Source organism: Exiguobacterium sp. E17S (genome assembly GCF_057772545.1).
In genome coordinates this window covers 457,219-483,239 of record NZ_JBYLRU010000001.1, presented here as the reverse complement: position 1 = coordinate 483,239, position 26,021 = coordinate 457,219, and the positions used below count along the sequence as shown (strand labels likewise).

Sequence of the window (26,021 nt, the reverse complement as noted above, 5' to 3'; positions counted from 1 at the left end):
GTCCTATTTTAGCGATTTTGGAGGTTTTTTTATGACACATTCTGACGACACGAGACACGATCGTCAATTACGGCTCGAAGATATCCCGAATATCGATCTCTATATGGATCAAGTCATCCAACTGTTCGAGCGGACATTCGAGGAAACGACGCGAAGTGCAGACGAGACGATTTTGACGAAGACGATGATCAACAATTATGCCAAAAAGAAATTATTCTTTCCGGTCACGAATAAAAAGTATACAAAGGAGCATTTGATTCTGATCAGCTTGATCTATCAGTTGAAAAGTTCGTTTTCGATCAATGATATCAAGACGATCCTCGCGCCCTTGAACGAAGGGATCGAACAGGATCAACTCGATCTTGAAGGGTTTTATCGCAATTACCTCGAACTGACGGAACGAAATACAGCCCGCTTCGTAACGGAACAAGACGCTCTAACCGCCTCGACGACCGACCCACTGGAACAGATCTTAGCGATGGCTCATATGAGTAACTTGTACCGGCGCGCAGCAGAACAATTGATTGACACCCAACTGAAAAAATAAGATAACGCTTTCACTGCGTGATACACTAGAAGAAAAGGCAGAGGAGGAACAGTCATGGAGATCGCGACGACTTTCTTGCGACAGCTTGATCACATCGGACCAGAATTCAGAACCTATCAGGATGGTATTCTGATCGAACTGGCATTCGACCGAACGATCGGAACGGAGCAGGTCTCCGCAAGTGTGTTGCTTGAGACAGCAGATGACTTGAAAATACGCTTGCATACACAAACCACCCAGGCATTATTACTTGCTTCGAAGATTCATGCCTTTGACGCCCACACACCGAGTCGGATTGCTGAGATGATGTCGATTCATGGCTATTTTAAATCGCATCGCTTGTCGCATCCCTTGAATGCCTACTCTACTGCCTTGTTCATCAGCCGTCTTACTCCACAGGACGCGGTACTTGAACGAACGGTAGAATTATACACACGCCTCAAAAAACAACATCGGTTCATCGTGTCACCGCTATTGATCTCTTTCGTCTATTTTCACGCTACGACACGCGGTGAGTTAGACGAACTCGCCTCGCGTATCGAAACGGTCTATCAACGACTCAAACGACGGTTCGGACGCGCTCAACAGACGTATGTCGTCGCCTTGATATTCGCTTTATTGCCTGAAGACGATTGGGATCGCTATATCGCACAAGTGGAGGCATCCCGTAAGATACATCGTAAACACCATGTTCCGCTGTCGTTCCACGGCATGCTTGCGTTACTCGGTGATCCAAACGTTCACGCTTCGTCACTCGAACGGATGGCAGAGGCGTTACGCTCCGATTTACATTTTAAATACCGGAAAGACTTAGTCTATTTGACAGCAATCCGATTGTATTTAAGTCAACAAACGATCCTGCAACAGCTCTTCCCATCTTCGATTCTCCCACCGGACGGCGCCGACGCGATTCCGTTCTTACTCTTCCCTGTTGATTTGACCGACACGTCCCATGCGACAGACGGCGGGATCGACGGAGGATTTGATGGTGGTGGTGACGGCGGTGGCGGTGGCGAGTAATCTTTTACTCCATCAAAAAAGGCAATCGATATCCAGCATTTCTGCCGGACATCGATTGCCTTTCATTTTAGTTATTCTTTATCTTGCTGGTCTTCATCAGAAGGCTGGACATCGCCATCTTCATCTGAAGCATGGGACAAATCGGGAGCCTCTTCACTTGAAGCTTCTTCACTTGATGTGTCTGCTTCTTGATCTGGATGCTTCGATTCTTTTTCATCCTTCGATTTTTCCGGAACCTCCGCATGGTCCTGCGGATCACGCCCCGCAATCTCATCCTTCGTCATTCGGTTACCTGAAGTAATCGGATCCGTTTCTTTATCGTGTTGATCAGCCATTTGGCATCCCCCTTAAAATGTACTTGTTCTACCTTTTAAGGTATTCCCGACTGAAGAACGGTTAAACCTCAGCACGCCCTCGTATGATGTCCTCGACGAGTAGTTGATCGATGGGTTGAGGATGATGGACCTCGTATCCTTGCACATACAACAACTCATCTAACGTTTGAATGTGCTGCAGCTGTGACGGTGTTTCGACTTCCTGAATCACGAGCGCGATGTTCAACGTCGACGTCAAGGAATGGACAGAGCGAATCATCGAACGTTCCAGCTGATTTTGAACGAGTCGACGCGTAAAGATTGGATCGAGTTTGACCGCTTGAACAGGCAGGCGTAACAACGAATTGAGTGACGCGTAATGACTGCCGAAATGATCGACGGTCAGACGATAGCCTGCTTGGCGTAACTGTTCCAAGCGTTTGATCGCAAAACGACGACGTGTTTGCAGTACTTCCTCACGAATTTCAAGAATGAGACGCTCATCCGGGAAGTAAGACTCTTCTGTTAGTCGAATTAACTCGGAAAAGAGTTGATCCGACTCGAACTGATTTGCCGATAGATTGACAGCGACGGAAATCTTACGACCAAACGTTTCTTCTAGCCGTCGTTGGTCCAAGATGGCCTGACAGATCGTAAATCGACCGATGTCCGGAAAAATCTCCATCTTCTCAGCAATCGGAATGAAATCCGTCGGACTGACGAAGCCAAGCACTGGGTGGTTCCAGCGTAGAAGTGCTTCAACCGCGACATAATGTTCTTGTTTCGCATCGACGATCCATTGGTAATAAAGTTCGAACTGCCCCCGTTCCAGTGCATGCGACAGCTCTGATTCAAGGACCGATGCAAACGGGTGTTGCTCCGCATGTCGGTTCGGATTGACGAACGAGGTTCGACGTTTCCCGTCGTGTTTCACTTGTTGCATCAAGGCTTCCGCTGCATAAATCTGCGTCTGACGACTCGCCATATCACCGGTCAGGAGACTGACCCCAGACGATGCCGTCACGTGAATCGGTTCGTCCGCGACACCAACGATCGGTTGTTCAATCGCTTCCGTGACGATGCGAGCATACTCTTCTGCATGCTGTTCGAATTCCTGTTCCTGCTCAAGTGCCGCTAAGACGACGAATTCATTACCATCCATTCGTCCGACGACATGATTCGGTAATGGGACATATTTCAGCCGATTCGCAATTTCGCGCAATACTTCGTTCCCGGATCGGTACCCATGCGTCGCATTGATCGCATGGAAACGATCGAGGTTTAGTACCATCAGGAAGGCCGGATGGATCGTCACGCTTGAAATCAGACGATTCATATAGCGTTCATTATAGACGTCTGTCAGGGCATCCTTAATGACGTACGTTTCGACGTTGATTGATTTACTGATGATATCAGCATACCGTTCGACGAGCGCGATGTCCTGTTCCTTGAAGTCGAATGGTTGATCATCGAAGGCACATAACGTTCCGATTTTCTCGTTCTCCGCGTTTTTGATCGCCACTCCTAAAAAGCTACCGTTTCCAAGAGCTTTCGTGACCGGATGATTGACCGTCAATGGATCATTGAGCAATTCATTGATTGAGACCTTCCCGTCCGTCTCATCGACGACCAACTTACAGAGGACATGTTGGAAGACATGGGTCGAGCCTTCTTCGATCAATTGTCGCTCTTGATTGATCGCCTTGACGACGAAATTGCTATAGGAGTCGTTCAATGCAAAAAATAACGTATTGACGCCGATTCGTTCACTCAGTTTTTCAAGAATCTCCTCGACGAGCGGATGCAATGCTTCATAACGAATGTGTGAGTTATTCACCGTGTCTTCCTCCTTTCTCAGTCGATTGTCGGTCATGCGTCGAGCGGGAGTTGAATGATGAAGGTACTGCCCTCTCCTTCCGTCGATTGGACGGAAATCGCTCCCCCATGGTCAAGCACGATCATCCGGCAAATCGCGAGCCCTAAGCCGGTTCCACCGATTTTACGTGTATCCGAGTTATCTGCGCGGTAAAACTTATCAAAGATGTAAGGGAGCGCTTTTTCTGGAATCCCTAGCCCTTCGTCCGATATCTCAATCCGTAATTGATCCGACTGGTTTGACCCTTTGATCCGGATTGCCCCACCTTCAGGCGAATATTTAATCGCGTTCATGATCAAGTTCGTGAACAGTTGTTTCATCTTTTCGCTACTTGCTGAAATCGTATAGGAGCCTGGATCGAACTGGACGCTGATGCGATGCGCGCGACTCGCAAGATCAAACATCGGTTTCATCTCGAACATCAGTTGTTTCACATCAAGCGGTTCTTTTTGCGTTCCATGCGTCGAATCTTCTCCTTTTTGAATTTCCAGGATGTCATTAATCAATTCCGCCAAACGAACGGTTTCGGAATGAATCGTCTGCAAATACCGCTTTTGGCGCTTCGGATCGACTTCTCGTTTCATCAATAATTCCGTGAAGCCCATGATGGAAGAGAGCGGTGTCCGCAACTCGTGCGACACGATCGAGACGAATTCTGCCTGCTTGAGATCAAGTTCCTTATCTTTCGTCACGTCACGTAAGACGAGCATCATACCCCACTCGACGTTTGCGATCGCAATCCGCTCGGCGTAAGCACTGAGTAGCAAGTTCCCTCGAAACGCTGATAGTTCGATCGTTTCTCCCGGAATATCTCCATTCATCAGTTGACCGATGTAGTCATGGAGTGCGTCTGGCTGATCGACATGTTCAAACAGCGACGTCGCCCGTTCGTAGGCGTGGCGGAATCCTTGCGCCTGATTGACGAGCTTCGGTGGAAACATGTTCAACAAGGCTTGGTTCGCATAAATCTGTTCCCCACTACTCTCGATGTATAGGACAGCTTCCCGAATCGAGTCCAGTAGCTGATACGTCTTGATTTTTTCATGCTCCATCTGATGAAACAGGAGATGGCGCTCAAGCGTCATTCCGAGTTTTCGTGATAGATCAAGTAAGTCCCCGACTTGCTCTAGATTGAACTGAGGAAAAGCATGACGAATATAAAGTAACCCGACGACTTGTCCATTACTTGGAGATTGGACCGGGATCGCCGATTCGAACTGATCGCCAATCGGTAATTGAACCGATTTACGCATGACGAACGCCCGACGTAAGACTGAATATTGATCGAGATCTTTTTCAATCAACTCCATCTCGTCGATGCCTTGCGCGACGAAATGATTCAACTGTTCGCGACGGTACAAGAGGATAGCACCTTCTTTTACATCGAGCAGTTGCAACAAGATCGTCAGGACGGTCTCACAGGCCGCTTCGACATTTTGCGTCGCTAACGCTTCCATGATTTCATTGCGTTGCTTCAATTTCAGTTCGACTTCTCGTAAATTCTGTTGTAATCGATTGATTTCACGTTGATCGAGTGATGTGAGTCGTGCCTCAGCTGATGCCGGAACCGTTCCTTGGCGCAATCGGTAAGGACGGTCCTTCGAGTGGTCGCGTAAGATTCGTTTCAACGTGTATCCTCCTTTCTGAATGCATTCCTGTTACAAATTATAGCATGGTCCCTATTTGATCGACAGTTCGAGTACAGTCTTCCTTATATGCTGGTTTGCACTAATGCACGAAATGCCTCTTCAAATGCCCGGTCCGTATCGCGCGTCCGTTTTTTCGGTCCTTTCGTTCGTCCACCCGCTCGCCGGATTTGTTGTCCGACATGGCGTGTATGAAGCAATAGATCAATATTCTCGTTCGTGAACTGACGACCATTTTGGTCGATCGCGAGTCCTCCTCGTGCTAAGACAAGTGCTGCTAGACCGTAGTCTTGGGTCACGACGAGATCGCCACGTTTCATCCGATTGACGATCGCGTAATCAACGGCATCTGGTCCTTGTCCGACCGTGATTGTCGCCGCCCCCTCCCGCATCATCTGGTGTGCTGTATCACAAACTAAAAAGACGTCACGTCCCTGTCGGTGTCGAATGACGAGATCGACAACGGGACATCCGTCCGCATCTACGAAAATAGACATCTGCATCCTCCCTTGTTGGTTCCACTATCAGTGTCACAAACCAAAAGATTTCTTGTCAAGTCGCGTTTCCCATTTGACCGTTTCTTCGTTCTTTCGGACAATGGAAAAGAGAGGATGTGTTGAAATGAACGCTGCGACGTTCCAATCTTTTTACCTGTTATTGAAAAAAACGAAACCCCCGGTCGGATTATTATCCGCCGCTGTTTCCGTCTCCGTCATCCAAGCGCTGGCTGCCCTCGCCATTCCTTGGTTCTTAAAGACGTTGATTGACGGTTTTACAGTCGATCGACTGACTCCGCAGCTGATCAGTTTGTTCGTGATCGTCTTTGTCGTCCAAGTCGTCGCGAATGCCCTATCCATCTATTGGTTACAGATCGTCGGTCAACGAATCGTCGCTAATTTACGGACACTCCTATGGAAACACCTGTTGACCTTATCGATTCCATTTTATGATGAGACGAAATCCGGTGAGCTCGTCTCTCGGCTTAATAGTGACGCAACGACACTCCAGCAATTGCTGTCGGAGCAACTCGTCCGCCTGCTGACATCACTCGTCTCGATCATCGGGGCAATCACGATCCTGTTCTTCCTCGACTGGCAGATGACACTCGTCATGGTCATCGCTGTACCCGTGACGTTACTAATCATCATCCCGCTCGTGCGGAAGCTGCATAAGATTTCTCGTGAGACTCAGAAAGAACTCGCGGGATTATCTGGTTTTTTTGCCGAGATGCTCGGCGAAGTCCGACTCGTCAAATCGCAAGCGACTGAATCCTATGAGCTCGACCGTGGGAAAACTCGCATCGAGAATCTTTATGGCTATGGCGTCAAGGAAGGACGCATCCAAGCCCTCTTGTTGCCGATCTTTAACGTCACCTTGACGACGATGTTGATCTTGATCATCGGCTTTGGTGCCTATCGCGTCGCGACGAACCAGATCACGGCGGGGGAACTCGTCGCCTTCTCACTCTATTTGTTCCAAATCATGACGCCACTCGTGACGATGACTGAATTCATCACGAAGTTACAGAAGGCTCGCGGGGCGACAGAGCGAATCATCGAGCTTCTCGATGAGACACCGGAAGCACCTGGAGCGCTTGTTGCGCCGCGTCCGTTTACGGACGTCACGGTCGATCACCTATCATTCGGATACAATGAAACACCGATCCTCCAGGATGTCAGCTTTACGTTACCACGCGGCAAGACGACAGCGATCGTCGGTCCGAGTGGATCCGGGAAGACGACATTATTCGCGATACTGGAGCGATTCTATCAACCGACATCCGGGCAAATCCGACTCGGAGATCAATCCATCGCTGATTTGACGCTATCGTCTTGGCGCCAAGCGATTGGTTATGTCGCCCAAGACTCCCCTGTTTTATCGGGAACGATCCATGACAATCTCGTTTACGGTCTTGCGGAAGACGTCAGTGAAGACAAAATCCGTGAGGCTGCCCGGATGGCGAATGCCGATACGTTCATTGAACGTTTTCCGGAAGGGTACGCAACTGAAATCGGAGAACGGGGCGTCAAGTTGTCTGGTGGTCAACGCCAACGGATTGCGATCGCACGTGCACTCCTCCGAGATCCGGAAATTCTATTGCTGGATGAAGCCACGTCAAGCCTCGACTCCGAGTCCGAGCGGGTCGTTCAGGAAGCACTCGAGCGATTGATGGTCGGACGGACGACGTTCGTCATCGCCCATCGTCTCGCGACAGTTCGTCATGCCGATCAAATCATCGTCCTTGAAGATGGTCGGATTTCCGGTATCGGGACACATGATCGTCTTGTCGTCGACAATCCATTGTATAATAAGCTCGTAACGCAACAATTCATCGGCACGGAACGTGCAAGGGGGAATCACGTATGAAGACAGTCGGTTTCATCGGATTAGGTGTCATGGGACAAGGCATGGTCCGCAATCTGCGCAAGGCAGGTTTTACAGTCAAAGGATACAATCGTACGAAAGAAAAAGGACTTGTCCTTGAAGCAGATGGTGTCGAGATCGTCGATACGATTGAAGACGTCGTCACGGATGTCGACGTCGTCATCTCAATCGTCGGTTATCCGCAAGACGTCGAGCAAATCTACTTTGAAGACGGAATTCTCGATCATGCGTCACCCGGAACGATCCTGGTCGATATGACGACATCCAGTCCGGCTCTTGCAGAACGCATCGCGCAGGAAGCGGCAGCACGCGGTCTTCAGGCACTGGATGCACCTGTCACAGGTGGTGACCTCGGCGCGAAGAACGGGACACTCGCTATTCTCGTCGGTGGTGAAGAAGCGGCTTTCGTACAAGCGAAGCCATTATTCGAGGCGATGGGAAAATCGATTTCACTCTTCGGTGGTCCTGGTAAAGGACAATCAGCGAAACTCGCGAACCAAATCGCGATTGCCGGCTCGATGATCGGAACAGCGGAGATGCTGTTGTTCGTCACGCGGTCCGGGATTGATCCGACGCAGTTCATCGAGACGATCAAATCTGGTTCTGCCGGTAGCTGGAGTCTTGAGAACTTGATTCCACGCGTCATCGCTGAAAACTACTCACCTGGTTTCTTCGTCAAGCACTTCATCAAGGATATGCGTCTTGCTCTCGAACGCGGCGCTGAGATGGGCATCGCGACACCTGGTCTTGCACTGACGAAGGATTTATATGAACAACTTGCTGAGCTGGGTCATGCTGATTCCGGTACACAAGCGCTTTATCTGTTGCTCGCCGAACGTTCACGCGCTTCGGTAGAATGAGCAAAAGCCTGTACGCTACGTCTACTGACGTAATGTACAGGCTTTTTTCGTTCATCCCTCGACGGATGATTGACGTGTTGGTTTCAAGCGTTCATAGAAGTGTGCCATCGTCGTATCGAAATACGGCGTCAAGAAGATGACCCCCACAGTACTAAGTAGTGCGAGGATACCCCAGCCGATGAAACTCAGGTAAAGCATGATCAGTTCACGCTTATGCCCTTTCATCATCCGACGACTCTCACCGAGTACTTGCCAAAACGACAATTCCGGTCGATCGACCAAAATGTACGGTACGAGGCGATACGCTAGATAAAAGTACAATGCTGGTAAGATCAAAAATGATCCGACATAGACCAATACCGTCACGATCGCGTAAGCGGCAATCGTCCGGAAAGCACGTCGAAACGAAGAAAAACCTTCAAATAACGTTCCGATGCCGGCAGACTCCCCGCGTGTGAAGCGTAAGTAAGCAATCGTTCGTCCGACCGTCACCGGAGCAAGGACGATCGTTACGACCATGTTCAGTCCGATGAAACGGACCATGCTGTCGATGTCATCTTGGTCAAAGGACATCCGGCTTGCTGCAAGCGCAAAGATAAGGAAGTAGATGATCGAGATGCTTAGCCCGACCAGCCAGCGTCCTTTTAGTGTACCCAGGGCGTCTTGTTTTAATTGTTTTGGTATCATGTCGTACTCCTTCATTTCCACTATTTCCATCTTTGATTCTAGCGTAGTCCCGTTGAAAAACCTAGTTATCCCACTCTGCTTTTCAAGCGCGTCACGGAATCGTCGAAAATCCGTCACGAAGACATACAAAAAAATCCATTTCCCTCATCTCATCAGATTCGAAAAATGGATTCGTGCGGTATAGGATTAGCCGAGAAGTCGCGTCAATGCTTCAACACGTTCTTTTTGAATGATACCGTCTTGTAAGACCGCGGATCCCACATGTAGTTCCGATGCCTTCGTCGCTTCAAGAAGCGTTTCCGCATTCTCAAGCGTAATCCCGGACCCTGGTAAGATGATCAAGTCCGGATGTTCCTCGATCAAGCGCGCAATCGTCTCTTTACCTTCTAATGCCGTCGCTTGACCACCTGACGTCAAGATCCGGTCGACTTCTGGAAAATCAGCGAGCACTTCTGCCGCTTCGAGAATATCGCGACTACTGTCGATCGCCCGGTGGAACGTCAATGACAGTTCCCCTTTATGTTTGATGATTCGACCAAGGAAGCCTTCGTCGATACGACCGTCTGCGGTCAATGAGCCGACGACGATCCCGGCAGCACCGAGTTCACGGATCAAGTCGATATCCGTGATAATCGTCTCTTCGTCTGATTTCGAATAGACGAACGACTTGCTATGCGGTCGCACGAGGACGTGAACCGGAATCTCGACCGTCGAGACGACTTGACGAATCAGTCCATAGCTCGGCGTCAACCCACCTTCGGATAATGCGGAAACGAGCTCGATCCGGTCCGCTCCGGCTTGTTCTGCTGCGACCGCTTCTTCTACGGTCGATGCGATGATTTCTAACATGATGCATCCCTCCCGCATCAGTGTATCATGAGACGACCATCCAGTTCACGCGTTCGTTGAACAGTTTCATCTCCCATGATGGTGGATAGGAGGCTGGACTGAGAACGATCTTCGCACGCCGGAACTCTGCCACCTTATATTTACGATTGCCTTGAAATTCATCATTTGCCAAAAAGGCATAGACGTCCTTCGTACAGCTGATGACGGCTTTTTGAATCAGCGAGGATTCAATATCATCGCTGACGAAGCCACGCTCGATTTCGGCACCGTCAAACGATAGAAAACAGGCATCAAAAGCGTAGGCATCGAGCGCCTGCAAGACTTCGACTCCGACCGTCTGCCCATAGGCATCGACCGTCCCACCAAGTAACCGAATTTCACCTTTGAACGGTCCCGTCTTGCGGCACTGCTCCAAGTGACTAGCGACCACTAGTGAGTTCGTGACGATCGTCGCGTTGCCCGTTAAATACGGCAACAGATGCTCGACCGGCTCGCCTCGACCAAGAAAGATACAGGAATAATCGCTGAGCCATCCTTTCGCATAACGCGCTAAACGGCGAGACAACTGATCCGTCCGACGCGAGATCGGTGTCTCTCGTTTTCCTCCTTGATAAATCGCTCCCCCATACACGCGTTTTAGCTGACGTTCCCGTTCTAGCTCCTCTAAGTAGCGTCGTACCGTTTCTCCCGAGACATCGAGACGTTCGATCAAATCCTTCGTCATGACTTTCCCTTCCTCTTCCAGCCATTCCATGATGCGTGATTTCCGCTCTTCTCCTAACAACGACACGTGCGCTTCCCCCTTCACAGACAAGTTCTAGTTCTAGTGTATCGAACGTCTGTAAAGGTCTTGTAAATCCGATGTAAATAAACGTGTAGTTCCTATGAAATGTCGTTGAATTCGTCCGTTATCCGACTTTTTCCACAAACAAAAGACGCACCCGCATCTCAATGAACGAGATGTAGATGCGTCTTAATGACTCATTCAGACGGTTTCTTTGCAAAGAGTGGAATCTTAGACTCTGTACCTTGGCGAATCCGTTGGATGTTCTCGCGGTGCTTGAAGATGACGAACAAGGCAAGAACCGTAAAGAACGTCGGAACGATCCAGTCGTTCGTCAAGACACCAATCGTGATGGAAACAACGATTCCGACACTTGCTGCCACGATTGAACTGAGCGACACCATCCGGCTCAGACGAAGTGTCGTCAAAAAGGAAACGAGCAGGAAGATGAACAGAACAGGGCTCGTCACGAGCAACATCCCTCCGGACGTCGCAACTGCCTTTCCGCCTTTGAACTTCGCGAAGATCGGATAGATATGACCGATGACAGCTGCTAGTCCAGCAAACAACGGATGTATATCTGCTCCCATCAAGATGGGAACGAGACTTGCGACGGCTCCTTTTCCGAAATCACCGATCAATACGATGATTCCCGCCTTTTTTCCCAAGACACGGAACGTATTCGTCGTTCCGAGATTACCGCTACCGTGTTGGCGAATATCCATCCCATGTCCCCACTTCCCGACAAGAAGTGCGAACGGTATCGAACCAAGCAGATAGCCAAGAACTAAAATCCCTATGATTTCAATCATAGTCAACCTCCAACCTCTTAGTGACCGACTTTCATATATTCCTCAAGAGTCTGTCCGTTATTTTTAATTTGTGTCGCGACATCGACACCGACATAACGAATGTGCCATGGCTCATACGTATAGCCTGTCCGTGATTGGAAGCCACGATCGTAGCGCACGATGAAACCATATTTCGCTGCGTTATTCGCGATCCATTTTCCTTCTTTCGTATCACCAAGGGCAGCCGTCAATCCGTTACCAACGCTTGGTGCCGAAATATCGAAAGTGAGACCCGTCTGGTGCTCACTGTGACCAGGACGTGCTGAATATTGATCAGCAGCAGCCTTGCCATCACGTGCGACATAATTATTATACAATACTTTTTGACGTTCGCCTGAACGGAATCCACTGACAGCGTTCAATGTCACGCCTTCTTTTTTAGCAGCGGCAAACATCTTCTCCATCTGTTTCGCAGCTGGCGCCCGCATGTAGCTTTGCTCAAGTACACCTGAGTATGAGAAGCTGACGTTTGGTACGACAAGATCTGATGGTTTGTAGTCGATTGGCAAGCTGTATTTTTTATTGACGACGACAAGATTACCAAGTGATAAATCCGCTTTGGCTTCTGCTGATTTATCGACGTCCGGTGTCTCATCTTCTGGTTTCGACGGTTTTTCTTGTTCTGGATCCTGAGATGAACTATCCGGTTTATCCGTCGATTCGTCTTTTTTGTCCTCCGTCTTGTTCTCTGAAGCTGGTGTATCGTCTTTTTGTTCTTCTTCTTTTTTCGTCTCATCTGAAGATTCTTGATCTTCTTGCGTTGCCGCATCAGACGAATTGTCTTCTTGTTTTGCTTCTTCTGACGTATCGTCTTTTGCTGTTTCGTCTGTTTTGTTTGTTTCTTCTTTGTTCGTGTCTTTTGCTGTGTCTTCTTTTTTCGTTTCGTCGTTTGATTGTTTTGTCTCATCTGATTTCTGTTCCGTTTTCGTTGTATCATCGCTTGTTGATCCCCAGGATTACATCCTGCAAGGAGAAGCGCTAACGTACTGACGGTTACGATTTTTTTCATGAGTAAGACCCCTCTTCTTTTTATGCTTCTCTATGTTACCGCTAATCGTTCCATCCGTCGAGTCTACTTCCGACAGATAGAGTAAGTCCCTACCTTACTTCAGCTTCTTTATTTTCGCAAATGATTCTGACTTTGTCATCGGTCGTTAGTACCAAGTGCTAACTTTTACTGTTCAGACTGAAAAAAATGAAAAAAGCGAAACCGATTCAAAAATCGATCCCGCTTTTGATAAATCTCTTTACGCTTCCGTTAAGAGTGCTGCGTCCGTCTCGCTCATCTTCTCATAAATTTCGTGCCAGTTCGGGAACACCTTCGGCAAGCGAATCGGTCGGAAGTTTTCTTTCTTGACGACGACGTGTGTCGTCTTCGCAGAGACCGCAAGCTTCCCGTCCGGATGTTTGACCGTATAGCCATAAATCGTCCGCAATCCATCGTAATGATCAATCCAGACCGTGACGACCGCTGTATCACCGTACGTCAACGAGCGTTTGTAATCGAGATTGACATTCGTGACCGGGGAGACATAACCCGCATCTTCCATTTCCTTATAGTCAAGACCTAAGGACTGGATCAATTCCGTCCGCGCCAGTTCCAAATAGACGAGATAATTCGAATGATAGACGATGCCCATCATGTCCGTCTCAGCGTAGCGGACAGGTATTTCAATCGTGTGCATGTAGCTTCCCCCTTAAAAATCCTCTTTTTCAAGATAGGACCATTCTGAACCGGATAAGCTAACTTTGTCAATTAATCGCATCGACTGCTTCGCGATCGCCTGTTCGACGATCGTGATCGCTGCTCGTGCGTTTCCGTTCGGAACGACATCAATCTTCTCGGTAAGCGTCAATCGTGCGTCCTCCGTCAGCTCGTATCCGAACCGTGCCGCGTATCCTTCAATGATTTGAATCAACTCGTCTGGCGAGTAATTCGGGAAGTGGAATGACCGTTTGAAGCGTGATTTCAGTCCTGGGTTACTTGCGAGCAAGGCGTTCATCTGTTGCTCGTAACCCGCAAGGACGACGACGAGATTGTCTTGATGTTTCGTCATCTCATCCACGAGCGTATCGATCGCTTCCTTCCCGAAGTCGTTCGCTCCACCGTTTAACGCATACGCTTCATCAATGAATAAGACACCACCCAGCGCGTCGCGAATCGCGTCACGCGTCTTTTGCGCCGTTTGTCCGACGTAACCGGAGACGAGATCCGCCCGGCTGACGACTTTCAGATGTCCGCGTTTCAAATAACCGCATTGTCGTAAGACATCAGCATAAAGCTGCGCGACAGTTGTCTTTCCGGTCCCGCTATTGCCGCTAAAGACCGCATGTAGTTCGACCGGTAACACTTTATAGCCCGCTTCCCGGCGACGTTTTTGCATCGATAATAAGGCTTCAATCTGCTTGAGTTCATCTTTGAGATCGGATAATCCGACGAGCGATGCGATCCGCTCCTCAACGGTTGCGTCCGGTTCTTGTACCATCTCGAAATCTTCTTGTTCGAGTAAGGCAAAGTCTTCATGACTGGCACTCTCTCCAAGGCTCGCACCCTTCTTGAAGATCGCATCGAGCACGATATTGCGAACAGCGCGTCCGTTTCCGAAACTGGCGTCGACGCGTTCCCGCTCAAGCCGTCCGAGTAATGCCCGCTCCGCTTGTTCCGTCAAGACATAATCGTTCGCAGTCGCGATCGAGCGTCCGATGGCGAGCAGCTCCTGATCCGTATAGTCGGCGAGTAGATAATGATTTGATTCCGGGAAACGACTCCGGAGTCCAGGATTCGCCTTCAGGAAATCACGCATCTCTTCTGGGTAACCAGCAAGCACGACCGCAAATCGCCCTGCATATTCCCCACTCGTCATCGCTGCGACGAGCGTATCAATCGCGGCTTGTCCATAATCGTTCCCACTTTGTCCGGCACGTTTTAAGGCATAGGCTTCATCGATGAAGAGCACCCCTCCGACGGCTTCGCGGACTTTACTCATGACCTGTTCTTCCGTCTGACCGACGAACGCACCGACGAGTGACGAACGATCCGTCTCGACGACTTCCGGTCGTTCGAGAAGTCCGAGCTCGTGATAGATCTTTGCCATCAGACGGGCAAGGGTTGTTTTCCCGGTTCCGGGATTACCCATGAAGATCATGTGTAGTGATGGTTGATCGCTTGAACGGTAGCCATCTTCCGATCGCTTCTGTTGATACTTCAAGAAGCGATACATATGATGGACCCGTTGTTTAATGTCTTCGAGACCAATCATCGCGTCGAGTTCTTCGAGTGCTGAGCGTTCGACTTGTTTGCTTTCGACAGGGAGCAAAGCGACGACACGTTTGAGATCCTGGATCGTCGTCGCTTTCAGTTCCGTCATCTCGCGGAACGCTTCCCGGGAATAGAAGCGCTCTTGTAAGCTGTCGACGAATGTCTGCGCTGTCTGTTCAAGCGTGGCACTCGAACGCAGTAATGCCGTTCCAGCCTCGAACAATTCCGTCCAGCGTCCAGCATCCAACCGACGCAACCGTTCCGTCAGTTCGACGATTTGTTCCGTCTCCTCAACGATTTGACTTGCTTGGAGGATCAGTTCTTTCGTCGCTGATCGTTTGGCGTTTGCATTGTCCGTCTCGCGAATCGTCGGAAACGTATGCGCGACAAGGCGCTGATACGTACTTTGTAATTGTTGTTCCGTCAACAATTGCTCAAGACGAGCTGGCAATCGACCATGCTGACGGATTTCTTGCATCCAACTCTCAGCTAAGGCATCCAGTCGTCCCGTCATGATATAGCGATGTTCGACGAGTAACGCCAAGATGCGGACGAGTGCTTCCGTTTCTCCAAGCAACCGGCTACTTTGAGCATAACGTAAGGCGAGCACCTCCTCGACCTTCGCGCCCTCTTCCCACGCCTTGATTTGATTGAACATCTCCTCTTTCGAGAATGCTTCCATGTTGAACCTCCTGCGTCTCGAAAAAACCGACTTTGTCCGCTACCGTTTCGTAGCGTCATCGCCGGTCGTTTCTTGTTTATTTTGCTTTTAACCAATCCGGATCGAACGTATCGATCGTTTCAAAACTCTTCATCTTGACAGAGTAGAACAATTTACCGTTGTTGCGTGATTCCGCACCGAGTACTTTCGAACGGTCGGAAGCGACATAATACGTTGCTTGTTCTTGGTTGTTTTCTTTATCGAAGATCGATGGATATTGTTTGATCCAGTCTTCTGGTACCGTGCTTGACGGTTCTTTTTTCACGTACACGTCCGCTGCCATTCCGGCGATGTCCGCTTCTCCCTCGACTTGTCCAAAGTCACCTTTGTTGATGAAAGCGAGGATCTGTTCGTTGAAGCCACGTGAGAGGAATGGGCGCGGCGCACTGACACTTTTGCCGGCTTTCGTCTCATTGACTAACTTCCCTGTCGCATCATACTCACGGAACATCGTCCCGTTCCAGATCGCAAGCGATCCTTTTGACGGACCATCTACGACTTCTGTCCGGAAATGACCTTTGTCATTAAAGACGACTTCATACGTGCGTGATTCAAGTTCATCTTTTTTCGTCGCGAGCTTCTTCTCAACATATTGGATGCGTGTCATCGTATAAAACGGTTTGACCGTCGCGGCTTTTTCATCGCTTGCGGTCTGCGTCTTGTTCAAGAGATAAAAATTGTAGGCAAGGAGGATCGCCATTGCCACGATTGCTACTGCAATCCACGTGCTCGTTCGTTTCGTCATGCCATGTACACCTTCCTAGCTCAAGTCTCTATTCCTTATCATCGTATCGGTTTTATAAGGAGAATACAAAGGGTTTGTCCGAGATTTCACGATTTCTGACTAAATTCGTCAGACTTTTGAACAAATCAGAAAACGGTCAGGACGACAAAAAAAGGCGAACCGAATCAATTCGGTCCACCCTTGGTTACGTTTATGCTTCCTTCGGCGTCAGCGAGACGATCATCGACTCATCGACCAAATAATAGCTATGATGCGGCATTTCACGTAAATAGCCATCCTGAAACAACATCGCGCAGTCGACTTGGAACGTCTTACTATACGGTTTCAACGGGAGTTTCTTCACCCGGTCAAAATAGCGATCGACTGCAACCTGGACATGATCCATCTCATAGACGAGTTCCCGATCTTTTGCCTCCATGATGGTGAATGTCTCACGCGACATGTAAAACACTTGTGTCGAACGTGCTTTCAAATACGGCTCCAGCTGCTTTAAGTCGATGCGTTGCTCATTATCTAGAAGCACTGTCCGATTCGTCCCTTTCGGTAGTTCGGATTCAAAGGCATGCGTCGCTTGTTTGACTTCATCAAGCGTCACGTCACGCATCGGCAACGGCTGGTCTTCCTTCGGTTGAAACCACTTCTTGAATCGGTTCACCTTTTTCCTCCTCTCGTCAAAAAAAGGTGGGGTTTCCCCCACCTTTGATTAGACAACTTATGCTTGTTGGAGACGCTCACGAAGGACCATTGGAAGGATCCCGCCGTGACGGTAGTAATCGATGTCGACTTCTGAGTCGAAACGAGCGATCGCTTCGAATTCAGTGACTTTTCCGTCTGCCGCTGTCGCTGTGACTTTAACGATGTCACGTGGACGAACAGACTCATCGATTGCGATGCTGATCGCTTCTTCACCTGTTAAACCAAGTGTTTCAGCTGTTGTGCCTGCCACGTATTGCAGTGGAAGAACACCCATCATGACGAGGTTTGAACGGTGAATCCGCTCGAAGCTCTCCGCGATGACGGCTTTGACGCCGAGCAAGTTCGTTCCTTTTGCTGCCCAGTCACGTGAAGAACCCATACCATAGTCTTTACCAGCAAGGATGACAAGACCTGTGCCATCTTCTTTGTACTTCATCGCAGCATCGTACATCGCCATCGTTTCGCCTGTTGGCCAGTACGTCGTGAAGCCACCTTCTGTACCTGGTGCGACTTGGTTACGGATGCGGATGTTCGCGAACGTTCCGCGCATCATGATTTCGTGGTTACCACGACGTGAACCGTATGAGTTGAAGTCTTTTGGTGCAACCCCTTTGTTGACGAGGTATTGACCGGCTGGTGTCGTTTTCGAGAATGAACCCGCTGGTGAGATGTGGTCCGTCGTGACCGAATCAGCGAACTTACCGAAGACACGGAGTCCGTTGAGGGCTTCGACTTGACCAGCTTCCTTCGCCAAGCTCTCGAAGAACGGTGGGTTTTGGATGTACGTCGACTCACCGTCGAAGTCGTACTGATCCCCTGTTGGCACGTCAAGATTGTTCCAACGTTCGTTTCCTGTGAAGACTGAATCGTATTCTGCACGGAAGCTTTCTGGTGTGACGACCGTGTTGATGATCGTTTGGATCTCATCACGTGAAGGCCAGATGTCAGCGAAGAAGACTTCTTGTCCGTCTTTGCCTGTTCCGAGTGACGCGTTCATGATATCGACGTCGACTGTTCCTGCAAGTGCATACGCGACGACGAGTGGCGGTGAAGCCAAGTAGTTCGCTTTGACGAGCGGGTGGACACGACCTTCGAAGTTACGGTTACCGGAGAGGACAGACGAAACGAGTAAGTCTGAACCGAGGATCGCGTCTTCGACTGCGCGGTCGAGTGGACCAGAGTTCCCGATACATGTCGTACAGCCGTAACCGACCGTGTTGAAGCCGAGTTCGTCAAGGTACGTTTGGAGTCCTGATTTCTCGAGGTAATCCGTAACGACCTTCGATCCTGGCGCAAGTGATGTCTTGACGTATTTTGGAACCGAAAGACCGAGTTCGATCGCTTTTTTCGCGACGAGTCCCGCACCGATCATGACGTATGGGTTTGATGTGTTCGTACAGCTCGTGATCGCAGCGATTGCAACGTCACCCGTACGCATTTCAACAGCTTCGTCTTCGAACTGAACGACAGCGACTTTGTTCGCTTCTTCTTCCGCTAAGCCGAATCCAGCGTTTCCTTGTGGAGCCGTCAACGCTTTTTTAAATGATGTATGAACATCCGTCAAATCGATCCGGTCTTGTGGACGTTTTGGTCCAGCAAGGGCAGGAACGATCGTCGAAAGATCAAGTTCGACTGTTTTCGTGAATGTTGGATCTTCATTTTGTGGCGTGTAGAACAAACCGTTTGCTTTCGAGTAGTTCTCGACTTTTTCGATCAATTCTTCATCGCGACCTGTCAAACGAAGGTACGTCAATGTCTCTGTGTCGACTGGGAAGAATCCACATGTTGCACCGTATTCTGGCGCCATGTTCGCGATTGTTGCCCGGTCAGAAAGAGACATCAAGTGGAGTGATGGACCGAAGAACTCGACGAATTTACCGACGACGTTCTCTTGACGGAGCATTTCCGTTACACGAAGGGCAACGTCTGTTGCTGTCGTTCCTGGGTGCATCTCACCTGTGATGCGTACACCGATGACTTCAGGTACTGGGAAGAATGACGGCTGTCCGAGCATGCCCGCTTCCGCTTCGATCCCACCGACTCCCCAACCGAGGACGCCGAGACCGTTGATCATCGTCGTGTGTGAGTCTGTTCCGACGAGTGTATCCGGGTACACATCAACTGTACCATCTGCTGTTTCCTTTTCAAGGACGACAGATGCCAAGTACTCGAGGTTAACTTGGTGGACGATCCCTGTTGCGGGTGGTACGGCACGGTAGTTATCGAATGCCGAAGTCGCCCAGCGAAGCAGTTTGTAACGCTCTTCGTTACGCTCGAATTCGAGATCCATGTTTTCTGCAAGTGCACCAGCAAAACCGTAAGCATCGACTTGAACCGAGTGGTCAACGACGAGGTCGACTGGTACTTCTGGGTTGATGACCGATGGGTCTCCACCGAGATCTTGCATGGCTTTACGAAGTGAAGCGAGGTCAACGACCGTTGGAACACCTGTGAAATCCTGAAGGATAACGCGTGACGGTTTGAACGGAACATCGACATCGTTCGAAACTTGAGCTGTTCCCCATTTCGCCAAGTTCTCGACGTGTTCACGTGTGATCGAACGACCATCTTGTTGACGAAGTACTGACTCGAGTAGGACACGAATCGAGTATGGAAGACGTTTGACTTCCGTCAATCCGAGTTCTTCCAATTTTTCAAGACTATAGTACTGATAATTCTTACCGTTTGCTTCAAACGAACGGCGTGCGCCAAAGACATCTTGCGACACATCTGTTTGCTTCATGGTGATTCCCCCTTTAAGTGTTCACGACATCAAGCCCCTGATACCGCTTACTTGTACAGTTCTATCATAGTATAATATGGATTCCGTTACAATTTGAAAGAACAAAAGACTTTCGATAAGTTTTACTTATTGCCAATATTAGAAAATTATTCTGTTGTCCTGTTTTTCTCATATTTCCAGTCTCGCGTTTCCATTTAGAATGTTCAGGGTACTTAAAAAGTGTAGTACGATATCCGATTCTTGTGGAGGCGTTTATTATGGCGAAATATAAAAGCGATGCAACGCACGTTATTACGACAATCATTTTCAGTGATTTAGAAAAAGCAAAAACAGGCTTTGCGATGATTAAGGATCTCGAGGCAATTAAGGAAATCGAGATGGATCAGATGGTTCTCGCAAAACGTGACGAAGCAGAGGGCTTCTCTTTCATCGATGCCATCGACTTCACGCAACAGGACCAATCCTTCAAAGGCTCATTGATCGGCATGGCGATCGGTGTCGTCGGAGGTCCGTTCGGTATGCTCGTCGGTTCCGTTGCTGGTTATTTGATCGGTGCGAATCGGGATGAAAAGAATGAACGGGAATCGTTTGATCTTTTCAACCGGACGCTGAATCAGATTGATCCCGACCATTACGGTGTCATCTTGATCAGTGAAGTCAACGAAGATTCAGAAGCTGTCAATGCGATCGCCGCTGAACTCGGAGCGACGATTCGCCGGACAGGTGAGACATTACCGGATGGTGCAGTCTAATCAAATCAAAGTTGTCTTCTTTACGTTCTCGTTTTAGACGGGAACGTTTTTTAATTCCTGGATCACCTGTTTTGCTGCTTCCTGCGTCGTTTCAGGATCGACTTTCTGTATAGAATTGTGTTGCACGGTTATGAGGATATTTTTGTAGCTGATGATGAGGAGCTCGCCGTAATCACCGTTTGATTGATACTGAACCAAATCATTGCCTATGTATCGATCCGTATACGCAAAATGAATCGCTAACCGCGTATCTTGTTTTTGGTTTTCAAAATAAAGTGTCTCCTGGGTCGATGGCGTGTCAATCGTTCCGTCAACCGTTAACCATCGTCTTTTCCCAAAACTCAAGGATTGGTCGACAGCCGTGAAGTCTGCACCGATCGTACTTCCCTTCAACTGAAACTGATTCATCTTCAAGTGTTCATTCATATGCTTGAACAGCTTTTCATACTGAACTGGATTTAAGATGGGGTGTTTCGTTTGATTCGTATGCGTAGTAGTTTTGACTTCTACTTTTTTCTGTTCCGTCATAGCCGCCTCATCCGTGCATCCAGCGATTAAAAACACACTTGAAAACAGAATCAACATAGTCCCCTTATAATTCATAGAACATCCTCCCCCATTGTTGATATCCTTCTATCACTTCGCCTTAAAGTTATACAGCGGTTTAATGACCTCGACGACATCGACCGTTTCTTTCGTGTTACGGATGATTTCGTCCATCGGTTTGTAGACAAACGGCGACTCGTCACGCGTCGATGCGACGACTGAACTTGACCAGACATCGGTCATCGTCTTTTCGAACGCATCCAGTTCAACCGTTTTGAATGCTTTTGACCGCGACATGATGCGTCCTGCTCCGTGTGGCGCGGAATAGTTCCAATCGGGATTTCCTTTTCCGACGACGATCAAGGAACCATCACGCATGTTCATCGGAATGATTGCCCGCTCGCCGGCTTTTGCAGAGATGGCACCTTTTCGTAGAATCATCGCGTCAAGATCGATATAGTTGTGGATCGTATCGAATTGATCCGCAATCGTCCATCCCATCGCTTCAAAAATAACTTCAGTCATCGCTTGACGGTTCAATGCTGCGTATCGTTGGGCAATCTTAAGATCATGGAGGTAACGCTCCATCGCTTCGCCGGAAACAGATGCTAAATCTTTGTTAAACGTAGACCGTTTTTCCTTCAATTGCTGTAAGGTGGCTTGAATCTCCGACGCGCGCCCTTGTTGTTTTAATTCGGCGATGACTTGGTCAGCGTCAAATTGGAAGCGTGCCGTTTCCGCCTCTGCTTGATAATGTTCGGCAATCGTTTTTCCAAGATTGCGACTACCAGAATGAATGACGAGATAGCGCTGTCCTGCTGCATCTTGGTTCAGTTCGATGAAATGATTCCCTCCACCAAGCGTACCAATCGATAATCGTGCCCGTGTCTCATTGAACGGTGCAAGCACTTGATCAAACGGTATCTGTTCTGATAATGGATGGGCTTGCTGGCGTACCGACATGCCACTTGGGACGAGACGCTGAATCGTCGCGTCAAGTTTCGCATAATCGATTGGTTCTTGTTCAGCAAGTCGTGTACATAACATGCCGCAACCGATATCGACCCCGACGAGATTCGGTACGACCTCGTCCGTCACATGCATCGTCGTTCCGATGACAGACCCTTTTCCAGCATGGCAATCCGGCATGATCCGGACACGACTGTCTGTCGCAAATTGTTCCTCTAACATAGCTGCGACCTGCTTAATCGTCAGGTCGTCGACGTTATCTGTGAAAATCTTCGCTTCCCCATACGTGCCTTGAATCGTTTTCATACAATCTATCCTTTCTTTCTTGTCTGTTGATCAATCTGCTGTTTCTTTCATGATTTCAATGAATTGTTTTGTCAGTGTCGTCGGTCCCGTCTCCGTCAACCAGACGAAGGCTGTCGTACTTGCAGCACCGGATAAGTATGTCTGGTGCAGTCCTGTCATATCCAGTTCCCGCAACGTACTCTCCGGCAATACAGTCACCGCCTGTCCACTGCGGACAAGACCGATCAGCGTCAAGACATCGGAACACGTCTCTTGCGATACGACGCCGAGCCGTTGACTTAACGTCTGAAAGACACCGAGTCCTTCTTGACTCGGAATGATGAGGTTCGCAGTTGGGTGATCCGGATGCCAGACTTGATGAAACGGTTCTTCTTCCATCCATTCAATCGAGATCCCTTGCGCATCAATCGGCAGACGGACGAATGCTGCATCAAGCGACCGCTCTTTCAACCGTTCGATGAGCGCACTCGATTCTCCTTGGTGGACTTGTAAGATAATGCCAGGATGTCGTCGTTTCATCTGTTCAATCCATTCGACGAGCCGACTGGCTGATAATGTGTTGACACCAATTCGCAAAATCCCTGTTCGCCCGGCTTCGATGTCGCTCACTTCCATCCGTGTCTCCTGCTCGAACTGTAGTAAAGAAACTGCTCGTTCATATAAGCGGTTGCCGCTTGAGGTAATCCGAATCCCGCGTCCTGCCCGCTCAATCAGACGAACGCCAAGCTCTTCTTCCATCCGCCGGATTTGCTGCGTCAAGGCTGGTTGCGCCATCCGCAAGCGCTCCGCTGCCCGCGTGACGGATTGTTCCTCGACGACCGCACAAAAATAGCGGTACTGACGTAAATCCATATTCATCATCTCTTTCATATGTTTTCATGTATAAAGATATATGAATCATAACATCAATCATATGCTATGATGCAGGAATATCTGAAGTTTAAGAAAGGAGCTTTTTCATGAAACAAACGACTTCTACCTTCCAGTGGATCGTCTTTTTACTCGCGAACACGATCGCCTTACCAATCGTCGTCGCCAGTCTGTTCGACCTCTCTTCAGTCGAGACAGCTGCTCTCGTCCAACGGTCGTTCTTTGTAGGCGGGATTGCCTGTTTCCTACACGGAGCCTTCGGCCACCGGCTTCCGATCGTATCGGGACCTGCCGGATCATGGGTCAGCATCTTCGTCGTCATCGCCGCACTACCGGTCGATTCAAAAACGGCCTTTACGATCGCGATGGCAGCCGTCGTCATTGCCGGCGTCGTCCTCATCATTCTCGGTTTGACAGGATGGACGAAATACTTATTACCCGTCTTCACACCGCTCGTCAGCGGAACGTTTTTGCTCTTATTATGTATTCAATTAACAGGCGTCATGCTCGGTGCCGTTCTTGCCGTCGAGGCAACACGTCTCGCCGGAATCATCACGTTCTTGCTCGTACTCGGACTCAGCCAATTCGGACCGAGTCGCTTACGTCCGTTTGCCTTGATGATCGGAATCATCGTCGGTTGGCTCGTCAGCCGTCCGTCGCTTCCTGCATCGTCTAGTTTGTTCGCACCACCGCAAGCGTTACCGTTCGGATGGCCACAGTTTGACGGCAGTGCATTCCTTGTCGCGATTCCGTTCGCGATTTTGCTCGTCGTCAATTTAATTGCCGCTTTAAGCGCCGTCGAAGCGACGCTTCAAAAACAAGGACGTCTGCACCAAGGATTATCCATCGAAGGTGTCATTCATTTACTCGCTGCTACGTTCTCGACGCTTGTACCGGTGCCTTTACCCATTACGAGCGGGTTCATCGCGCAAACAGGAAGCCGGAAACGTCGTCCGTTCTTGATTGCCTCGCTCGTCATCGCGTTGATCGGTTTCTTCCCAAGCTTGATCGGTATCATCGCAACATTACCGCGTAGCGTCGCGAGTGCCGCGTTGCTTGCGACATTGCCACACATGTTCCTGATTGCTTGGCAGTCTGCGGAAAGTAACATGGAGAATAGCCGTCGCCGCCATGCGTTTGCAATCAGTGCTGTCATCGGCATCAGTATCTTGTTACAATCAACCGTCATCGCAGAAGTCCTGCCTTTGACACTTCGTCCGTTCCTCAGTAACGGATTACTCGTCGGTACGATGCTTGTGCTCGGTTTTGAGATCATCGAAAAAGTTCGTTCACGTCGCGCGAAACAGGCTGATCGATTAGCGAGCTAAACGGTATTGTACGACCGGACGATGTCATCATCCTCGCTTTTCTATAAGAGTCGAGGATGAACATCTCATCTGTTTATTCACCTAAAAAAGTAGCCTTTTCGAGTCACATCGAAAAGGCTACTTTTTTCTCATTTTATTCGATTAAAATCAAAAAGCTATTTTACTCAACGCACTTCCCGCCACCATTTTCGTGTCGTGCTCTCGGGTGTCACACTCTCCCCGATCATCGGAGTCAGAACCGGAATCTCATCGCGTTTCGCTTCCTTGAGCAACCGTTCGACCGGCTCGAACCATGCATGAAACGCGAGGATGAAGGCAGACCAGTGAATTGGCATCAGGACGCGACCTTTAACGTCACGATGTGCTTGAACCGTTTGTTCCGGTAACATATGCGAATTGGACCACCGGACATCGTACTGCCCACATTCCATCATCGTCAGGTCAAACGGACCATATTGTTCGCCGATTGCTTTAAAGTGTAGACCATATCCACTATCGCCACTAAAGAAGACCTTTTGCGAGCCTTCGATGACCCATGACGCCCATAGCGTTGAAAATTGATCAAGACCATTTCGCCCTGAATAATGGCGCGACGGAGCCGCTGTCAGTTTGATGCCACCGACTTGTGTCGATTCATGCCAGTCGAGTTCCGTGATTCGCTCAGCTGAGACGCCCCATCCACGGAGACGACTCCCGACACCAAGGGGCACGATGAAGCGACCGACTCGATTTTTCAAGGCGAGGACGGATGGATAATCCAGATGATCATAATGATCATGCGAATAGACGACGACATCAATCAACGGTAGACGTTCGAGATCAACCGTCTGCGTCGTTTGAAAACGTCCTCCGCCCAGCTTCGGGAACGGTGATGGTGCGCGACCGAGCATCGGGTCAAAGAAAATCGTTTGCCCATCGAGTTCGAGTAAAAATGCCGAATGTCCGAACCATGTGACACGTGGTGTTTCGCTATCGTCTTGACGTCGCTGATACGGAAGCGTCGGTAACGCTTTGACAGGACGCAGATTCGGAATGTTTCTTCCGTAATCCTTTAAGATACTTTTCATCGAGTCCCATTCCATCTTCAACTGGAAATCCATCTCATTTTTGAACTTCCCGTCGACAAAACGGTCTGATCGTTCGAAACTCCGCCGCTCTGCACGGCTTGGTCGTTTCCCGAACACCGGGTATCGGTTGATGAACCAAGCACTTGCAAGACCAATTCCTGCTAAAGCTGTCACTATTTTTTTCATGTCTTATCACCTCT

Annotated in this window: 24 protein-coding genes; 6 read left to right on the top strand and 18 right to left on the bottom strand. The window is 49.2% G+C overall.

Features of this window, described 5'->3' with window-relative positions:
* Positions 1–31: 31 nt before the first annotated feature.
* Together AC3B4V_RS02460 and AC3B4V_RS02455 are read left to right on the top strand one after the other, a co-directional pair.
* On the top strand, positions 32–547 hold the full coding sequence (locus tag AC3B4V_RS02460; protein WP_214729548.1) for a DUF1836 domain-containing protein: 516 nt from the start codon (positions 32–34) through the stop codon (positions 545–547).
* A 54-nt stretch (positions 548–601) separates the two neighbouring features.
* Complete coding sequence (locus AC3B4V_RS02455) at positions 602–1,567, top strand: DUF4003 family protein (RefSeq protein ID WP_488377646.1); 966 nt, start codon at positions 602–604, stop codon at positions 1,565–1,567.
* Positions 1,568–1,638: 71 nt separating this feature from the next.
* Here AC3B4V_RS02455 and AC3B4V_RS02450 read toward each other — a convergent pair whose 3' ends face one another.
* The 4 genes from AC3B4V_RS02450 to AC3B4V_RS02435 all read right to left on the bottom strand — a co-directional run bounded on the left by AC3B4V_RS02450 (position 1,639) and on the right by AC3B4V_RS02435 (position 5,900).
* Positions 1,639–1,902 (bottom strand): hypothetical protein, encoded by a 264-nt coding sequence (locus tag AC3B4V_RS02450; RefSeq protein WP_215148049.1) that lies wholly within the window; start codon positions 1,900–1,902, stop codon positions 1,639–1,641.
* A gap of 61 nt (positions 1,903–1,963) precedes the next feature.
* Complete coding sequence (locus tag AC3B4V_RS02445) at positions 1,964–3,718, bottom strand: EAL domain-containing protein (protein ID WP_411211779.1); 1,755 nt, start codon at positions 3,716–3,718, stop codon at positions 1,964–1,966.
* Between the two features lie 32 nt (positions 3,719–3,750).
* A complete protein-coding gene (locus AC3B4V_RS02440) occupies positions 3,751–5,385 on the bottom strand; it encodes an ATP-binding protein (protein ID WP_231681779.1) in 1,635 nt (544 codons plus the stop codon).
* 83 nt (positions 5,386–5,468) lie between these two features.
* On the bottom strand, positions 5,469–5,900 hold the full coding sequence (locus AC3B4V_RS02435; RefSeq protein WP_488377645.1) for a YaiI/YqxD family protein: 432 nt from the start codon (positions 5,898–5,900) through the stop codon (positions 5,469–5,471).
* A 124-nt stretch (positions 5,901–6,024) separates the two neighbouring features.
* Here AC3B4V_RS02435 and AC3B4V_RS02430 point away from each other — a divergent pair, with 124 nt between their 5' ends.
* Both AC3B4V_RS02430 and AC3B4V_RS02425 read left to right on the top strand, forming a co-directional pair.
* Positions 6,025–7,770, top strand: coding sequence for an ABC transporter ATP-binding protein (locus tag AC3B4V_RS02430; protein ID WP_488377644.1), 1,746 nt, complete (start codon positions 6,025–6,027; stop codon positions 7,768–7,770).
* Entirely contained in the window at positions 7,767–8,648 is an 882-nt protein-coding gene (locus AC3B4V_RS02425) for an NAD(P)-dependent oxidoreductase (RefSeq protein ID WP_488377643.1), read from the top strand. The genes AC3B4V_RS02430 and AC3B4V_RS02425 overlap by 4 nt, the downstream gene beginning before the upstream one ends.
* Positions 8,649–8,699: 51 nt before the next feature.
* On the opposite strand, the gene AC3B4V_RS02420 is transcribed toward AC3B4V_RS02425, so the two are convergent.
* The 10 genes from AC3B4V_RS02420 to acnA all read right to left on the bottom strand — a co-directional run bounded on the left by AC3B4V_RS02420 (position 8,700) and on the right by acnA (position 19,983).
* Complete coding sequence (locus AC3B4V_RS02420) at positions 8,700–9,335, bottom strand: DUF975 family protein (RefSeq protein ID WP_023467806.1); 636 nt, start codon at positions 9,333–9,335, stop codon at positions 8,700–8,702.
* 186 nt (positions 9,336–9,521) lie between these two features.
* Positions 9,522–10,184: a copper homeostasis protein CutC gene (locus AC3B4V_RS02415; RefSeq protein WP_488377642.1), complete on the bottom strand. Its 663-nt coding sequence runs from the start codon at positions 10,182–10,184 to the stop codon at positions 9,522–9,524.
* 25 nt (positions 10,185–10,209) lie between these two features.
* Positions 10,210–10,974: a DeoR/GlpR family DNA-binding transcription regulator gene (locus AC3B4V_RS02410; protein ID WP_047391234.1), complete on the bottom strand. Its 765-nt coding sequence runs from the start codon at positions 10,972–10,974 to the stop codon at positions 10,210–10,212.
* A 191-nt stretch (positions 10,975–11,165) separates the two neighbouring features.
* Positions 11,166–11,780: a glycerol-3-phosphate 1-O-acyltransferase PlsY gene (gene plsY / locus AC3B4V_RS02405; protein ID WP_029341281.1), complete on the bottom strand. Its 615-nt coding sequence runs from the start codon at positions 11,778–11,780 to the stop codon at positions 11,166–11,168.
* Positions 11,781–11,797: 17 nt separating this feature from the next.
* On the bottom strand, positions 11,798–12,328 hold the full coding sequence (locus tag AC3B4V_RS02400; RefSeq protein WP_488377641.1) for a M15 family metallopeptidase: 531 nt from the start codon (positions 12,326–12,328) through the stop codon (positions 11,798–11,800).
* Positions 12,329–13,066: 738 nt separating this feature from the next.
* Complete coding sequence (locus AC3B4V_RS02395) at positions 13,067–13,504, bottom strand: acyl-CoA thioesterase (RefSeq protein WP_023467801.1); 438 nt, start codon at positions 13,502–13,504, stop codon at positions 13,067–13,069.
* 12 nt (positions 13,505–13,516) lie between these two features.
* The gene (locus tag AC3B4V_RS02390) at positions 13,517–15,760 is read right to left on the bottom strand and encodes an AAA family ATPase (RefSeq protein WP_058705232.1); all 2,244 of its coding nucleotides are present in this window, start codon (positions 15,758–15,760) and stop codon (positions 13,517–13,519) included.
* 76 nt (positions 15,761–15,836) lie between these two features.
* Positions 15,837–16,544, bottom strand: coding sequence for a hypothetical protein (locus AC3B4V_RS02385; protein ID WP_023467799.1), 708 nt, complete (start codon positions 16,542–16,544; stop codon positions 15,837–15,839).
* A gap of 190 nt (positions 16,545–16,734) precedes the next feature.
* A complete protein-coding gene (locus tag AC3B4V_RS02380; RefSeq protein WP_023467798.1) occupies positions 16,735–17,199 on the bottom strand; it encodes a DUF3939 domain-containing protein in 465 nt (154 codons plus the stop codon).
* A gap of 57 nt (positions 17,200–17,256) precedes the next feature.
* Positions 17,257–19,983, bottom strand: coding sequence for an aconitate hydratase AcnA (acnA, locus tag AC3B4V_RS02375; RefSeq protein ID WP_488377640.1), 2,727 nt, complete (start codon positions 19,981–19,983; stop codon positions 17,257–17,259).
* A gap of 257 nt (positions 19,984–20,240) precedes the next feature.
* On the opposite strand from acnA, the gene AC3B4V_RS02370 reads away from it, so the two are divergent.
* Entirely contained in the window at positions 20,241–20,735 is a 495-nt protein-coding gene (locus tag AC3B4V_RS02370; RefSeq protein WP_133208051.1) for a hypothetical protein, read from the top strand.
* 33 nt (positions 20,736–20,768) lie between these two features.
* On the opposite strand, the gene AC3B4V_RS02365 is transcribed toward AC3B4V_RS02370, so the two are convergent.
* The 3 genes from AC3B4V_RS02365 to AC3B4V_RS02355 are packed head-to-tail and all read right to left on the bottom strand — an operon-like array spanning position 20,769 to position 23,408.
* Entirely contained in the window at positions 20,769–21,338 is a 570-nt protein-coding gene (locus AC3B4V_RS02365; protein WP_223041609.1) for a hypothetical protein, read from the bottom strand.
* Between the two features lie 33 nt (positions 21,339–21,371).
* Positions 21,372–22,556, bottom strand: a complete 1,185-nt coding sequence (locus AC3B4V_RS02360) for an RtcB family protein (protein ID WP_488377639.1) — start codon at positions 22,554–22,556, stop codon at positions 21,372–21,374.
* A gap of 30 nt (positions 22,557–22,586) precedes the next feature.
* Positions 22,587–23,408 carry a LysR family transcriptional regulator gene (locus AC3B4V_RS02355; protein ID WP_223041607.1) on the bottom strand — a complete coding sequence of 274 codons (822 nt, stop codon included), beginning with the start codon at positions 23,406–23,408 and terminating at the stop codon, positions 22,587–22,589.
* A 107-nt stretch (positions 23,409–23,515) separates the two neighbouring features.
* On the opposite strand from AC3B4V_RS02355, the gene AC3B4V_RS02350 reads away from it, so the two are divergent.
* Positions 23,516–24,754, top strand: a complete 1,239-nt coding sequence (locus AC3B4V_RS02350; RefSeq protein WP_149427056.1) for a purine/pyrimidine permease — start codon at positions 23,516–23,518, stop codon at positions 24,752–24,754.
* 164 nt (positions 24,755–24,918) lie between these two features.
* On the opposite strand, the gene AC3B4V_RS02345 is transcribed toward AC3B4V_RS02350, so the two are convergent.
* Positions 24,919–26,007: an MBL fold metallo-hydrolase gene (locus tag AC3B4V_RS02345; RefSeq protein WP_488377638.1), complete on the bottom strand. Its 1,089-nt coding sequence runs from the start codon at positions 26,005–26,007 to the stop codon at positions 24,919–24,921.
* Between the last annotated feature and the right edge of the window lie 14 nt (positions 26,008–26,021).

What these genes read in the sequence shown, in the direction of transcription:
- AC3B4V_RS02395 (WP_023467801.1), bottom strand. Translation starts at nt 13,504, where the DNA reads ATGCACACGATTGAAATACCTGTCCGCTACGCTGAGACGGACATGATG.
- AC3B4V_RS02420 (WP_023467806.1), bottom strand. Translation starts at nt 9,335, where the DNA reads ATGATACCAAAACAATTAAAACAAGACGCCCTGGGTACACTAAAAGGA.
- AC3B4V_RS02345 (WP_488377638.1), bottom strand. Translation starts at nt 26,007, where the DNA reads ATGAAAAAAATAGTGACAGCTTTAGCAGGAATTGGTCTTGCAAGTGCT.
- AC3B4V_RS02390 (WP_058705232.1), bottom strand. Translation starts at nt 15,760, where the DNA reads ATGGAAGCATTCTCGAAAGAGGAGATGTTCAATCAAATCAAGGCGTGG.
- AC3B4V_RS02350 (WP_149427056.1), top strand. Translation starts at nt 23,516, where the DNA reads ATGAAACAAACGACTTCTACCTTCCAGTGGATCGTCTTTTTACTCGCG.
- AC3B4V_RS02455 (WP_488377646.1), top strand. Translation starts at nt 602, where the DNA reads ATGGAGATCGCGACGACTTTCTTGCGACAGCTTGATCACATCGGACCA.
- AC3B4V_RS02415 (WP_488377642.1), bottom strand. Translation starts at nt 10,184, where the DNA reads ATGTTAGAAATCATCGCATCGACCGTAGAAGAAGCGGTCGCAGCAGAA.
- AC3B4V_RS02450 (WP_215148049.1), bottom strand. Translation starts at nt 1,902, where the DNA reads ATGGCTGATCAACACGATAAAGAAACGGATCCGATTACTTCAGGTAAC.
- AC3B4V_RS02385 (WP_023467799.1), bottom strand. Translation starts at nt 16,544, where the DNA reads ATGACGAAACGAACGAGCACGTGGATTGCAGTAGCAATCGTGGCAATG.
- AC3B4V_RS02425 (WP_488377643.1), top strand. Translation starts at nt 7,767, where the DNA reads ATGAAGACAGTCGGTTTCATCGGATTAGGTGTCATGGGACAAGGCATG.
- AC3B4V_RS02370 (WP_133208051.1), top strand. Translation starts at nt 20,241, where the DNA reads ATGGCGAAATATAAAAGCGATGCAACGCACGTTATTACGACAATCATT.
- acnA (WP_488377640.1), bottom strand. Translation starts at nt 19,983, where the DNA reads ATGAAGCAAACAGATGTGTCGCAAGATGTCTTTGGCGCACGCCGTTCG.
- AC3B4V_RS02430 (WP_488377644.1), top strand. Translation starts at nt 6,025, where the DNA reads ATGAACGCTGCGACGTTCCAATCTTTTTACCTGTTATTGAAAAAAACG.
- AC3B4V_RS02365 (WP_223041609.1), bottom strand. Translation starts at nt 21,338, where the DNA reads ATGAATTATAAGGGGACTATGTTGATTCTGTTTTCAAGTGTGTTTTTA.
- AC3B4V_RS02435 (WP_488377645.1), bottom strand. Translation starts at nt 5,900, where the DNA reads ATGTCTATTTTCGTAGATGCGGACGGATGTCCCGTTGTCGATCTCGTC.
- AC3B4V_RS02360 (WP_488377639.1), bottom strand. Translation starts at nt 22,556, where the DNA reads ATGAAAACGATTCAAGGCACGTATGGGGAAGCGAAGATTTTCACAGAT.
- plsY (WP_029341281.1), bottom strand. Translation starts at nt 11,780, where the DNA reads ATGATTGAAATCATAGGGATTTTAGTTCTTGGCTATCTGCTTGGTTCG.
- AC3B4V_RS02355 (WP_223041607.1), bottom strand. Translation starts at nt 23,408, where the DNA reads ATGGATTTACGTCAGTACCGCTATTTTTGTGCGGTCGTCGAGGAACAA.
- AC3B4V_RS02460 (WP_214729548.1), top strand. Translation starts at nt 32, where the DNA reads ATGACACATTCTGACGACACGAGACACGATCGTCAATTACGGCTCGAA.